This window comes from Streptomyces sp. NPDC050619 (genome assembly GCF_040654815.1).
Lineage (GTDB): Bacteria > Actinomycetota > Actinomycetes > Streptomycetales > Streptomycetaceae > Streptomyces.
The window spans coordinates 1-13,145 of the sequence record NZ_JBFAIR010000003.1; the positions used below are offsets into that span (position 1 = coordinate 1).

Genomic DNA, 13,145 nt, shown 5'->3' on the forward strand with positions numbered 1-13,145 from the left:
GGTCCGGGCCGGCCCGGCCGCCGGGTCCGCCCGGTGTCGGCCGGGGCCCGGCGCGGGCCGCGGCGGCGGGCCGCCAGACACTGGCCCCAGTACCTGGCCATCTCGCCGTACTACCTGCTCTTCACGGTCTTCATGCTCTTTCCGGTGCTCTACACCGTGTTCCTCGCGTTCCAGAAGTGGGACGGCATCGGGGACATGCAGTTCGTCGGGTTCCAGCAGTTCCGCTTCCTCTGGGACGACCAGGTGTTCTGGCTGTCCGTCCGCAACACCCTCGTCATCTGGGTGCTGTCCACCGTGCCGATGCTCTTCCTGGCGCTGGTGCTCGCGGTGCTGGTGAACTCCACCAAGCGCCTGACGGCGTTCTACCGGGTCGCCCTGTTCATCCCCAGCATCACCTCGCTGGTGGCCATCGCGATCTTCTTCGGCGCGGTCTTCAGCAACAACTTCGGCCTGATCAACGCCATCCTGAAATCGGTGAACCTGTCGGCCGTGCCGTGGATGAGCAACGAGTGGACGATCAAGCTGGTGATCGCGGCGCTGATGACCTGGCAGTGGACCGGCTACAACGCCATCATCTATCTGGCCGGCCTCCAGGCCATCCCCTCGGAGCTCTACGAGGCGGCCAAGATGGACGGGGCCGGCCCGGCGCGGATCTTCTTCTCCATCACCATCCCGCTGCTGCGGCCCATCATCCTGTTCACCGTGGTGATCTCCACCGTCACCGGCCTCCAGAGCTTCACCGAACCACAGGTGCTGTTCGGCAGCGAGGCCTCCACCAATCCCAACTCCGGCGGGCCGGGCCAGGCGGGTCTGACCACGCTGCTGTACTTCTACCACCAGGCCTTCGACAACAACGACTTCGGCTACGGGGCCGCGATCGTCTGGGCCTTCTTCCTGGTGATCCTGCTCATCGTCACCGTCAACTGGCGCCTGGTGCAGCGAAAGGAGCGACGGCCGTGAACAGCAAGAACCGCAACCGCGTCCGCGGGCTGAGCGTCCATGCCATCCTGATGACCGGTGTCGTCATCTCGGTGTTCCCGTTCTACTGGATCGTCGTCATGGCGACGAACACCTCGCAGGACATCTACAGCTACCCGCCGAAGCTGTGGTTCGGTTCCAACCTGGGGACCAACATCCAGCACCTGTTCGACAAGATGGACTTCTTCGGGGCGCTGTCCAACACGGTGATCGTCGCGGTCTGCACGACAGTGCTGGTGCTGTTCTTCGACTCCCTGGCCGCCTTCGCCTTCGCCAAGTACGACTTCCCCGCCAAGAAGTACCTGTTCGGCCTCCTGCTCGGGATGTACATCCTGCCGACCCAGCTGGCGATCATCCCGCAGTACGAGATCATGGTGCAGCTGGGCTGGCTGGGCACGCTCCAGGCGCTCATCGTGCCCGCCGCCGCCAACGCCTTCGGCATCTTCTGGATGCGCCAGTACACCAGCACCAGCGTCCCCGACGAACTGCTGGACGCCGCCCGCATCGAGGGCGCCGGCTTCTTCCGCCTGTACTGGCACGTGGTGCTGCCGTGTGTCCGCCCGGCCCTGGCGTTCCTCGGCATCTACACCTTCATCGCCGCCTGGAACGACTACATCCTGCCGTTGGTGATGCTGGTCAACCCGGACCGCCTCACCCTCCAGGTGGCGCTGGCACAGCTGTACGCCGGCCACTCCACCGACTACAGCATGGTGATGTCCGGGGTGCTGCTGTCGGTCGTACCGCTGGTGCTGGTGTTCACCTTCTTCGCGCGCGGGTTCATCGCCGACGCCACGAAGGGGGCCCTGCGCTGACGGCTCACAGGAAGGGCGTGCCCGCGTCGAGCCCCGACAGAACCCGGCCGTACAGCTCCAGGTTGGTGGCGGGGTTCACGAACGAGTGGAGGCTCAGCGCGTGCAGGTCACGGACGGCCCGCTGGACAGGCACCTCCCGGCGCAGGGAGGAGGCTCCGGAGGCGGAGCCTATGAGGTCGACGGCCTCCTTGCACAGCCGCGTCACGTAGCCGCTCTGCGCCCGGATCCGGGCCCGCTCCTCCTGCGTGTACGGATCGCCGGTCTGTGTCCGCGACTCGATCCGTGAGACGAAATCGCCGGTCAGCAGCTCGGCGCAGGAGATCTTCAGCGCCGCCTCGGCCGCTTGCAGATGGGTGACGGCCGCCTCGTGCTGCCGCTCGTGGAAGGTGTAGGTGATGCCCCGCCGGTGGATGCGCTCGGTGAACTCCGTCAGGGCCGACCGCGCCAGGCCGAGAGCGTTCGGCGCAGTCCACGCGCAGAACAGCATCAGGACGGGCATCCGGTAGAAGGGGTCGTCGGCGTTGGCCTTGGAAGGGAACTCTCCGCGCAGCAGTGGCCCGACCGGCAGGACGCGGTGAGCGGGCACCACGACGTCACGCGCGACGACACTGCTGCTGCCGCTGCCCGCCAGCCCCGAGGCGTACCAGTCGTCGAGGATCTCCAGATCGGCCATGGGGACGGCGGTCCACAGCACCTCGGGCGGCCCCTCACCGGACTCGGACTCGACCCGGGCGGTCAGCAGGTGCCAGTCCGCGTCCTGACACCCGGTGGCGAAGGCCGAGGTGCCGTTGACCACATAGCCGTCGTCCGTGGGGACCGCCGTGGCGTCCGGGATGAGGGTGCCGCTGACCCGCACGTCGGGGCTGGTGAAGATCTCGTCCTGCGCCTCGTCGGGGAAGAGCGCCGCGATGAAGGAGCAGCCGGCCTGGATCGACGCCGTGAACGCGGTCGAACCGCACGCGGCGGCGATCTCGGCCAGCGCGTCGACCTGCGTGCGCAGCCGGGCCTGGTAACCGCCATACCGCCGCGGGACGTTCAACCGGTGGACCCCGGCGTCCGACAGCGCCGCGACGACCTCGCCCGTCACCCGCCTGTCCCGCTCGGTGCGTGGCGCGTGCTCGCGGATGAGCGGCCGGAGCGCCCGCACGCGTTCGACGATGCCGGCGTCGCGGCCGGCTGCTGACGTCGGAGCCATGAACGACCTCCCGGCGGGCGGGTGGACGGCGGGCGGGTGGACGGCGGGCGGGTGGACTGGCGCGTCTCACCACCGTCACCCGGATCGCCGGCACTGTCAACGGCGCGGCGATGAACGGCAGTTGGTGTCGAGCACGGGGGTGAACTCCCGGCGGCCGGGTCGCGGGTGACCGTCGTCAATATCCGTAGCTACAGGTTGAAAAATACGTGCTACGATCCACTCTTGCAGTTGTGGTTCCCATAGACTTCAAGTGCCTTCGGCGAGTTTATGTCGCCGGGCACTTTTTTATTTCCGGTCTTCTTTCGGACCGGATTCAAGGAGAATTTGACATGGCTACTGGCACCGTGAAGTGGTTCAACGCGGAAAAGGGCTTCGGCTTCATCGAGCAGGAGGGTGGCGGCCCGGACGTCTTCGCCCACTACTCGAACATCGCCACCCAGGGCTTCCGCGAGCTCCAGGAGGGCCAGAAGGTGAACTTCGACGTCACGCAGGGCCAGAAGGGCCCCCAGGCGGAGAACATCACCCCCGCCTGATGTAGGCAGCGTATGAGGCAGCTGGGGCCCCGCACCTTGCGGTGGGGGCCCCGGCTTCTTTCTTTTCCATCGGCTCGTTCTTGCAGTTCATTCGGTTCATGTCTGCCGGGAATTCCTCGATACGTGCCCATTCGAGGAAGGTTTCCCAATGAACCGATCTGCGCACGCCGGCGGCCGATTCTCCAAGGGGGAGTTCGCGCTGCCGGTCACCCTCACCCCCGCACTCCCCGCTGCGGCGACCTTCGGTGAGATGGATCTCCCCGTCGAGTTGCTGGAACTGCTCACCAGCCTCGGCATGAACGAGCCGTTCCCGATCCAGGCCGCCACGCTGCCGAACTCCCTCGCGGGCCGCGACGTCCTGGGCCGCGGGCGCACCGGATCGGGCAAGACGCTCGCTTTCGGCCTGCCGCTCCTCGTACGCACCGCCGGACGGCGTGCCGAGGCCCGCAAGCCGCTGGCCCTGATCCTCGTCCCCACCCGCGAGCTGGCCCAGCAGGTCACCGACGCGCTCACCCCGTATGCCCGGTCGCTGAAGCTGCGGCTGGCCACCGTGGTCGGCGGCATGTCGATCGGAAGGCAGGCCGGTGCGCTGCGCGCCGGGGCCGAGGTCGTCGTCGCTACCCCGGGCCGCCTCATGGACCTCGTCGAGCGCAAGGACTGCCGTCTGGACCGGGTGGGGATCACCGTCCTGGACGAGGCCGACCAGATGGCCGACATGGGCTTCATGCCCCAGGTCACCGCACTGCTCGACCAGGTGCGCCCCGACGGTCAGCGCATGCTGTTCTCGGCCACCCTCGATCGCAACATCGACCTCCTGGTCCGCCGCTATCTGCATGACCCGGTGGTCCACTCGGTCGACCCGTCGGTGGGCACGGTCACCACGATGGAACATCACGTGCTGCATGTGCACGGCGCCGACAAGCTCGCCACCGCCACCGAGATCGCCGCCCGCGACGGCCGGGTGCTCATGTTCCTGGACACCAAGCACGCCGTCGACCGGTTCACCAAGCACCTGCTGAGCAGCGGCGTCCGGGCCGCGGCGCTGCACGGCGGCAAGTCGCAGCCCCAGCGCACCCGCACCCTGGCGCAGTTCAGGACCGGCCAGGTGACGGCACTGGTGGCGACCAATGTCGCCGCCCGCGGCATCCACGTCGACGACCTCGACCTCGTCGTCAACGTCGACCCGCCCGGCGACCACAAGGACTACCTGCACCGCGGCGGCCGTACCGCCCGCGCCGGTGAGTCCGGCAGCGTCGTCACACTGGTCCTGCCCAACCAGCGACGTGACATGACCCGTCTGATGTCCGACGCCGGCATCAGACCGCAGATCACCCAGATCCGCTCCGGCGAGGCCGAGCTGAGCCGCATCACGGGCGCCCAGGCACCCTCAGGTGTCCCGGTCGGCGGCAGCGGGCCGGTGACCGAACCCCCGAAGCGCGGCGGCACCCCCTTCCGCGGTATGGGCACCCGCCAGGGCCGGCCCGGTGGCGAGACCCGCCGGTCCGCCGAGGCCCGTCAGACCGCCGAGGCCCGCAAGGCGGCCCGGATCCGTCGTGGCGCATAGGCCGAGCCCGGACCGACAACTCCCTTGCGGGCACGGGGACATGACCACCTGGCACCTGACGCCTGACGCCCTGACGTTTTCATGCTCATGCCATGGATACGTCATCGGTATCGCGCTGTAACACTCCTGACGGAGGCTCATATGGCACCTCCGGTCTCATCAGTAGCTCACTCCCCCCACGTGACCGGGTTGATCGGACGTCGCGTCCGGGCCGCAGCGCGGGCGCGGGTGAGGAGGAGTGGATGGTTGGGGAGAGATCCACGGCATCTCGGCGCGATTTCCTGCGTTCCGTCGGGATCGCGGGTGGCGCCGGAGTGCTCTACTCGGCGATGGGCGCGCTGGGCCTCGCGCCGGTGCCGGACGTACGGGCAGCGGAGTACCGGGCGCCGAGCAGGAACGACTTCGCGCTCAGCGGGCGCAGCGCCAAGAAGGTCCTCATACTCGGCGGCGGCATCGCCGGCCTGGCCACCGCGTACGAACTCGGCAAGGCCGGCTACGACTGCCGGATCCTGGAGGCGAAGGACCGGCCCGGCGGCCGCAACTGGACGGTGCGGGGCGGCACTTCGCTGACCGATCTGGACGGGCGCCGGCAGACCGCGTCGTTCTCCAAGGGCCAGTACATGAACGCGGGCCCGGCCCGGCTGCCCCAGTCGCACGTCACGCTCGAGTACTGCCATGAACTCGGCGTCCCCGTCGAGGTGTTCACCAACCAGAACGCCAACGCGTACATCTACCACGAGAACAGCGCCGCCCTCGCGGGGCAGCCGATGCGCTGGCGCACCGCGAAGGCCGACGTCTACGGCTACGTCTCCGAACTGCTCGCCAAGGCCACCGACCAGGGCGCCCTGGACGCGCGGCTCACCGCCGCCGACAAGGAGGGTCTGATCGCCTTCCTGCAGAACTTCGGCGCGATCAAGGGCAAGGCGGACGGCTACGCCTACACCGGCACCGACCGGCGCGGCTACTCCGTCGAGCCCGGTGCCGCCTTCGAGGCCGGCACAGCGCTGGGGCCGGTGCCCTCGCTGTCGGACGTCATCGCCAGCGGCGTCGGGCAGCGCTTCTCCTTCGAGTTCGGCTACGACCAGGCCATGCTCATGTTCCAGCCGGTGGGCGGCATGGACGCCATCCCGTACGCCCTGGCCGAGGCCATCGGGCGGGACCGGATCACGTACGGCGCCGAGGCGCTGGAGGTCAAGGACCTGCCGGACGGCGCCGAGGTCACCTACAAGGACGACCGGGGCCGTATCCGCACCCGGCACGCCGACTTCGTCGTCGCCGCCGTACCGCCCATGGTCATGGCCCGCATCAAGCACAACCTCGGCGCGAACGTCACCGCCGCGCTTAAGTACCCGGTCGCGACACCCGTCGGCAAGGTGGGCCTGGAGTACGGCAGCCGCTGGTGGGAGACCGACGAGCACATCTACGGCGGGATCACACCCACCGACACGGACCTGGCCACCATCTGGTACCCGTCGTACGGCTACTTCGGCCGCCGCGGCACCCTCATCGGCTACTACAACTTCGGCGCGAACGCCCTCGCCTACAGCGCCCTGCCGCACGAGGAACGGGTGGCGCGGGCGGTGAGCCGCGGTGTGAAGATCCACGGCGAGAAGTACCGCACCGAACTCGAACACGCCTTCAGCGTGGCCTGGCACCGCACCCCGCACATCGAGGCCGGCTGGGTGGGCTGGCCCTCGCAGGACGGCCCGGAGTACAAGCTCCTCAACCAGTCCGCAGGGCACGTGCACTTCGCCGGGGACTGGCTCAGCCACGTCATCGCCTGGCAGCACGGCGCGTTCAGCTCGGCCCGCAAGGTCGTGACCGACATCCACGAGAAGGTGATGGCCGCATGAACCGGCGTACGAAGGTTGTCATGGGCACGGTCCTGACCGCCTCGCTCCTCACGGGCGGCACCGCGCTCGCCGACGCCCGGGGCTGGTGGCCCGGCCCGAGGGAGGTGCGCGTCATGCTGCCCGACGGCCAGTCCAATCCCGCTATCGCGAACGGCGTGGCGACCGGCGGGGAGGTGGCCGTCTACCAGAGCAGCGGCCTCGGGCCCACCGCGCTCAACCCCTCGGCGCCGGAGGGGACTCCGGAGCGCTACACCGACCCCGCCCTCACCGAGGGCGCCGAAGGCGTCACGATCACCGAGGCGCAGGCGCTCGTCGTGCTGCGCAACATCAAGACCAACCTGGAGGCCGCGGGGCTCACCCCGGCCCATGTCATCACGATGAAGTGCTACCTGATGAAGCCGCCCGGCGCCGAGAGCGCCGACTACGTGGGCTGGAACCGCGCGTACCGGCAGTACTTCGCCAACATCGACCTGACGACTCATCAGGTCGTGCCGGTGCCGATGGGCACGTCCGCCCCGAAGCCGCCGCTGCTCGCCAACAAGGCCCGCCCGGCACGGGCCACGATGGAGGTCGCCTCACTGGCCGTCAAGGGCTGGCTGGTGGAGGTCGAGGTCACCGCGACGTACGGCAAGCACTGACCGGGTAGTGGTCTCTCCTGTCCGGCACACCACCCCCGTGCACTGGGAGCTTCCGTGGACATCGAAGACACCTCAGCCGCCTCGAACAGCTCGAGCGCCCCTCGTCTCGGCCCTCTCTCCCGCCGCAGATTCCTCCAGACCACCGCCGCGGCCACCGCGCTCGTCACCGTAGGCACGCCGGCCGGGGCCGCCGCTTCCGGCACCACCACGCTCTCCTTCACCGCCGCCACGGGCGGCTCGGCGACCCTCGCCCCGTCCGGTGACCGGCTGGTCGCCGAGGTCCAGAACGTGCTCTGGTCCGTTCCGCGGGAGGGCGGTGCCGCGGTCGCGCTGACCCCGCCCGGCCTCGAACCCACCCGCCCGCAGTTCTCGCCCGACGGCAACCGTCTCGTCGTCTGCGCCTATCGCGGCGGAGGCTTCCACCTCTGGACGTTACGGCCCGACGGCACCGGGACGCGGCAGCTCACCGACGGGCCGTGGGACGACCGGGGTCCGGCCTGGTCGCCGGACGGCACCCGGATCGCGTTCGCCTCCGAGCGCGGGGGCGACACCGTGAGCGGCTCCCCGTACCGCGTCTGGGTCCTTGACGTGCGCACCGGCGCGCTGACCCGGCTCACCGGACGCCCCGGCCAGCAGGGTCCCGGGCAGGGCGCCGCCTGGGAGGACTTCGATCCGACCTGGTCGGCCGACGGCGAGCGGGTGCTGTTCGTGCGCGCGGCCGTCACCGCTGCGGGCGCCCTCCGATCGGACACCGTCGCGTCGGTGGCCGCCGACGGCTCGGGTGCGGTCACCACCGAGCACACCGACGACTCCGGCGCCCAGCTCATGACCCCCGCCGTCTCGCCCGCCGGCCGTCTCGCCTACCTGCGCACCACGGCCTCGCCCGCCGCCTCCAGCACCCTCGTCGTGGACGGCGATCCGGTCGCCGTCGCGGGCGATCTCCTCCCCGCACCGCCCCGCTGGACGGACGGCGAGCGCCTGCTCCTCACGGTCGACGGACACTTCCGCCTGCTCGACCCGGACGCGCCGGGCGACGGCGAGGAGATCCCGTTCACGGCCACGCTGCCCGTGAACCGACCCAACTACCGTGGCAAGGCGTACGACTTCGAGGGCGCCGGCGCCCGCCCTGTCCGCGCGCTGCACCTGCCCGCCCTGTCACCGGACGGCCGCCGCGTCGCCTTCGCCGCGCTCAACGCCCTGTGGACCACCGACACCACGGGCGGCCGTGCACCCCGCAAGGTCCTTCAAGTCCCCACGACACGCTATGTATTGGCCCCGACCTGGACGCCCGACGGCACGGCGCTGGTGTACGCCGACGACCGCGACGGACTGTTCGCCGTACGGCGCCGCGACCTCGACTCCGGCGAGGAGACCCTGCTCGCCGAGGGCGGCCGGGTCTTCCCCGCCCTCTCGCCCGACGGGACGCGGCTGGCCTGCCTGGACATGTCCGGCAACCTGATCGTGCGCGACCTGCCCGACGGCAGCGAACGCAACCTGGCCGCACCGCTCGGCGCGGGCGGCCTGCCCGGCCGCCCCAGCTGGTCGCCCGACGGCCGGTACCTCGCACTGTGCGACCGCAATCGCCTCAACCAGCGCTTCCGTGAGGGCTACAACCTCATCCGGGTCGTCGACACCGCCACCGGAACCGCCGCCCTGCACGCCCTCGCCCCGCACACCTCGCTCTCCGACCGCTACGCCAGTGGCCCCGTCTGGTCCCCGGACGGCCGCTGGATGGCCGTCGTCGCCGAGTCGGCGCTGTGGCTGCTGCCGGTCCGCGCCGACGGCAGCCCCGACGGCGAACCCCGCGCGCTCACCACCGAGCCCGCCGACCATCCGTCCTGGTCCGCGGACGCCCGCACCCTCCTCTACCTCTCCGCAGGCACCCTGCGCCTGATCGACATCGGCAGTGGCAAGGCCCGTACCGTCCGCGTCCCGCTGGACTACCGCAGACCGCGGCCGGCCGACACGGTCGTGCACGCCGGCCGCTTCTGGGACGGCACCGGGCCGGACGTCCGCGAGGACATCGATGTCGTGATCCGCGACGGCCGGATATCGGAGGTGTCCCCGCACCGGGCCGGCCGCCCGGCCGCACGCCAGGTCGACGCGAGCGAGCGCACCGTGATCCCGGGCCTGTGGGACGCGCACACCCACCCCTGGCAGAGCACCTACGGCGGACGCCAGACCGCGCTCCAAGTGGCGTACGGCATCACGACGGCCGTCTCGCTGGGCGGGTTCGCCTACGAGCAGGCACGCATCCGGGAGGCCGTCGCCGCCGGAGTCCTCGCCGGACCCCGGCTGCTGGCCACCGGCGAACTGCTCGACGGGGCGCGCGTCGCCTACAGCATGGGCCGCGCCCACCGCACCCACCAGGGCCTGCGCCGCTCGCTGGCCCGCGCGGCGGCGCTGGACTGGGACTTCGTGAAGACGTACGTACGGGCCCCCGGCTGGGTGATGAAGGAGGCCGCCGACTTCGCGCACGACCGGCTCGGCGTGCGCAGCGGCAGCCACCTGTGCACCCCGGGCGTGCAACTGGGCCAGGACCTGACGACCCATCTTCAGGCCACCCAGCGCCTGGAGTTCGGGCACGCGACCTCCGCCACGGGGCGTGCCCACCAGGATGTCGAGGAGATCTACACCCGCGCCGGCTTCCACCTCGTCGCCACCCCGTTCACGGCAGCGCCCCTGCTCGGCGCCGACCCCGCGCTCGCCGACGACCCGCGCGTCACCACGCTCATGCCGCCGTGGGACACCGTGCTCGTCCGCCAGCAGGCCGGGCAGTCGCCCACCGACGCCCAACTAGCCACACTTCAGAGGGAGTTGGGCGTCTACCGGCGGATCCTCGCGGGCGGCGGTCTGATCGCGCTCGGCACGGACCAGCCGCTCGTGCCGGTCGGGCTGCACCTGCACCTGGCCCTGCGCGCACTGCACCGCGCCGGCCTGTCACCGGCCGAGGCGCTGCGCACCGCCACGGTGCTGCCCGCGCGGGTCTTCGGTGCCGACGCCGACCTGGGCACACTGGAGGAGGGCAAGCTCGCCGACCTCACCGTCGTGGACGGCGACCCGTTCACCGACTTCGCCACCCTGATCCGCACGGTGGCCGTCCTCCGCGGCGGAGTCCTCTTCGAACAGGCGGACCTGGTCGACGCCTTCGGGGCCGCCGCCGCGCGGCATGCCGACCCACAACGGTCGTCCTCGTCCTCGTCCTCGTCCTCGCCCTCGGCCGAGGACTGGCTGGAAGTCAGCCGCCATATGCGGCGCGAGGGGTGCTGCGATCCGGAGAGCGCGGGCTGAGCCTGGCCGGAGCGGGCTCGGGTCCACGCCCGTAGGGACACGAGCCCGCGCGGCACTCCAAAGTGGCCAAATCGAATGTTGCGTTCCTGTTTCCCGAGGCGCAGGTTGGATGCTGCGGGAGCGCTCCCACGCTCCTTCGTCCCCAGTCTCACACTCACCTCGGAAGGCGCGAGATCATGAGTTGTCATGAACCGATCAAGAGAGCCCGATCCCGTACGGCACTCGCTCTGAGCGCGCTGGCCGCCGTGCTGCTCTGCCTGATCCCCTGGAGTGGCACCGCCGTCGCCCATGGTTCGGTCGTCGACCCGGCATCCCGCAACTACGGCTGCTGGCTGCGATGGGGATCCGACTTCCAGAATCCGGCCATGGCGCAGGAAGACCCCATGTGCTGGCAGGCGTGGCAGGACAACCCCAACGCCATGTGGAACTGGAACGGGCTGTACCGCAACGGCTCCGCCGGCGACTTCCAGGCGGTCGTCCCCGACGGTCAGTTGTGCAGCGGCGGCCGGACCGAAGGCGGCCGGTACAACTCCCTGGACACCGTGGGCGCCTGGAAGACGACGAACGTCGCCGACGACTTCACCCTCAAGCTGTACGACCAGGCCAGCCACGGCGCGGACTACTTCCACGTCTACGTCACCCGCCAGGGCTTCGACCCCACCACCCAGCCGCTGACCTGGGACGACCTCCAACTCGTCACCACCACCGGCCGCTACGGACCCAGCCAGAACTACTCGATCGACGTGAGCACCTCGGGCCTCAGCGGCCGTCACGTCGTCTACACGATCTGGCAGGCCTCGCACATGGACCAGACCTACTTCCTGTGCAGCGACGTGGACTTCGGCTGAGCAGGCTAGGGCCTGTCGTTTGGATCAGGTCGCAGGAAATCGACAGCGCTGTTCAGTGCCGGTGAGCGGGGTCTGGTGCGTGCAACTGCAAGGCGGAGGAGGGCGTCGACGCGATGGGGGTCCCCCCGCGCGAGGTTGTTCGAGCGTGGGGGAGTCGGCAACCGACGACAACGCGGCAGATGCGCGTGCCAGACCCCGCGTCTGCGGCGTGATCCAAACGACAGGCCCTAGGTCCGACGGGCCGGGAGGTCGTCAACCGAAGGCGGGCATGATCACGTCGTGGATGAGGCGGAGCTGCGTGTTCACGTCGGCCACGTCCTCGAGGTCACGTCCGGTGAAGGCTTTGACGAGGGTGCGGTCGGTGAGGGCGCAGATCATGTGGTTCACGCCGCTCGGAGCGATCTCCCGCTCGATCTTGTCCAGGCACTCCTGAGGGGTGCCGGCGATGGAGAGGCGTTCGGCGATGTCGGGCGTGGTCAGTTCGATGCCGCGGGCGAGGTCGCCGCCGGCGATGGCGTCGATGACCGGTTTGAGTTCGCCGGGATCCACGCCGTTGCGCCGGAGTTGTTCCTCCGGCATCGAAGAGGCGTAGATGCCGACCATGCTGCGAGCCGCGTCCTTCGCGGCCGCGGAGTCGGGTCCGGTGGCGAGGACGACCCAGGCGCCGATGTCGAGCGACCGCCAGTCCTTGCCGGCCCGTTCGGCTCCCGCCCGGATGTGCCGTACCGCGTAGTCGTATGCCTCGCGGGTGTAGCTCAGCGCGTGGTGGCAGCCGTCCGACAACTCGCCTGCGGCCTCGAAGGACTTGGGGCCGCGCATCGCCCCGAGCTTCAGCGGGAGATGGTCCTGGACCGGCCTGGCGAAGGTGAACAGGCCCTGGTAGGAGAAGAACTCGCCGTCGTGGGTGATGGCTCCGTCGTCCAGGAAGGTGCGCACCACATGGAGCGCCTCCTTGACCCGGGAGAGCGGGCGCGTGCCGGCCCAGTCGATTCCGTACTGCGCGAGGAGGCCGAAGTTCCCGCTGGACAGCACGCCCTCCGCGCGCCCGCCGGACAACTCGTCGAGCGTGGCCAGCGCCTGGGCGATCAGGGTGGGCTCCCGCAGCGTGACCGGGGAGACGCTGGGTCCCAGGCGGATCCGGGAGGTCTGTCCGGCGGCTGCGGCGAACAGCAGCCACAGATCCTTGTGCCAGGTCTCGTCGGCCGCGTAGCAGGCGTGGAAGCCGAGTTCGTCGGCGAGTCTGATCGAGGCCAGCGACTCCTCGACGGGGTAGTCGGGGAGCATGGCGTAGCTGAACTTCACAGGGCCACCTTCCGTAGAGGGCTGAACCGTTGTGCGGACGGGTCGTGCTCCTGTCGTTCTGCTCCAAGGGTGAGCCGGGGGCCCTCGACTGTCGAGTGCCCCTGTGCCGTTCTCTGGTGAGAAACCACGCC

General features: G+C 70.0%; 10 protein-coding genes. 8 read left to right on the plus strand and 2 right to left on the minus strand.

Annotated elements, in window-relative coordinates; all coding sequences use genetic code 11:
* Positions 1-33 precede the first annotated feature (33 nt).
* Both AB0I77_RS06035 and AB0I77_RS06040 read left to right on the plus strand, forming a co-directional pair.
* A complete protein-coding gene (locus AB0I77_RS06035; protein WP_363281585.1) occupies positions 34-960 on the plus strand; it encodes a sugar ABC transporter permease in 927 nt (308 codons plus the stop codon).
* Between the two features lie 50 nt (positions 961-1,010).
* On the plus strand, positions 1,011-1,790 hold the full coding sequence (locus AB0I77_RS06040; RefSeq protein ID WP_363281586.1) for a carbohydrate ABC transporter permease: 780 nt from the start codon (positions 1,011-1,013) through the stop codon (positions 1,788-1,790).
* Positions 1,791-1,794: 4 nt separating this feature from the next.
* Here AB0I77_RS06040 and AB0I77_RS06045 read toward each other — a convergent pair whose 3' ends face one another.
* Entirely contained in the window at positions 1,795-2,985 is a 1,191-nt protein-coding gene (locus AB0I77_RS06045; RefSeq protein WP_363281155.1) for an acyl-CoA dehydrogenase family protein, read from the minus strand.
* A 329-nt stretch (positions 2,986-3,314) separates the two neighbouring features.
* On the opposite strand from AB0I77_RS06045, the gene AB0I77_RS06050 reads away from it, so the two are divergent.
* The 6 genes from AB0I77_RS06050 to AB0I77_RS06075 all read left to right on the plus strand — a co-directional run bounded on the left by AB0I77_RS06050 (position 3,315) and on the right by AB0I77_RS06075 (position 11,712).
* Positions 3,315-3,518 (plus strand): cold-shock protein, encoded by a 204-nt coding sequence (locus tag AB0I77_RS06050; RefSeq protein WP_035796868.1) that lies wholly within the window; start codon positions 3,315-3,317, stop codon positions 3,516-3,518.
* Between the two features lie 148 nt (positions 3,519-3,666).
* Positions 3,667-5,082, plus strand: coding sequence for a DEAD/DEAH box helicase (locus AB0I77_RS06055; RefSeq protein WP_363281156.1), 1,416 nt, complete (start codon positions 3,667-3,669; stop codon positions 5,080-5,082).
* A 242-nt stretch (positions 5,083-5,324) separates the two neighbouring features.
* A complete protein-coding gene (locus AB0I77_RS06060) occupies positions 5,325-6,935 on the plus strand; it encodes an FAD-dependent oxidoreductase (RefSeq protein WP_363281158.1) in 1,611 nt (536 codons plus the stop codon).
* A complete protein-coding gene (locus tag AB0I77_RS06065; RefSeq protein WP_363281159.1) occupies positions 6,932-7,573 on the plus strand; it encodes a Rid family hydrolase in 642 nt (213 codons plus the stop codon). The genes AB0I77_RS06060 and AB0I77_RS06065 overlap by 4 nt, the downstream gene beginning before the upstream one ends.
* A gap of 54 nt (positions 7,574-7,627) precedes the next feature.
* Positions 7,628-10,864, plus strand: coding sequence for an amidohydrolase family protein (locus tag AB0I77_RS06070; RefSeq protein ID WP_363281160.1), 3,237 nt, complete (start codon positions 7,628-7,630; stop codon positions 10,862-10,864).
* 176 nt (positions 10,865-11,040) lie between these two features.
* The gene (locus AB0I77_RS06075; protein WP_363281161.1) at positions 11,041-11,712 is read left to right on the plus strand and encodes a lytic polysaccharide monooxygenase; all 672 of its coding nucleotides are present in this window, start codon (positions 11,041-11,043) and stop codon (positions 11,710-11,712) included.
* 252 nt (positions 11,713-11,964) lie between these two features.
* Here the strand turns inward: AB0I77_RS06075 and AB0I77_RS06080 are convergent, their stop codons facing one another.
* Complete coding sequence (locus AB0I77_RS06080) at positions 11,965-13,014, minus strand: LLM class flavin-dependent oxidoreductase (protein ID WP_363281162.1); 1,050 nt, start codon at positions 13,012-13,014, stop codon at positions 11,965-11,967.
* Between the last annotated feature and the right edge of the window lie 131 nt (positions 13,015-13,145).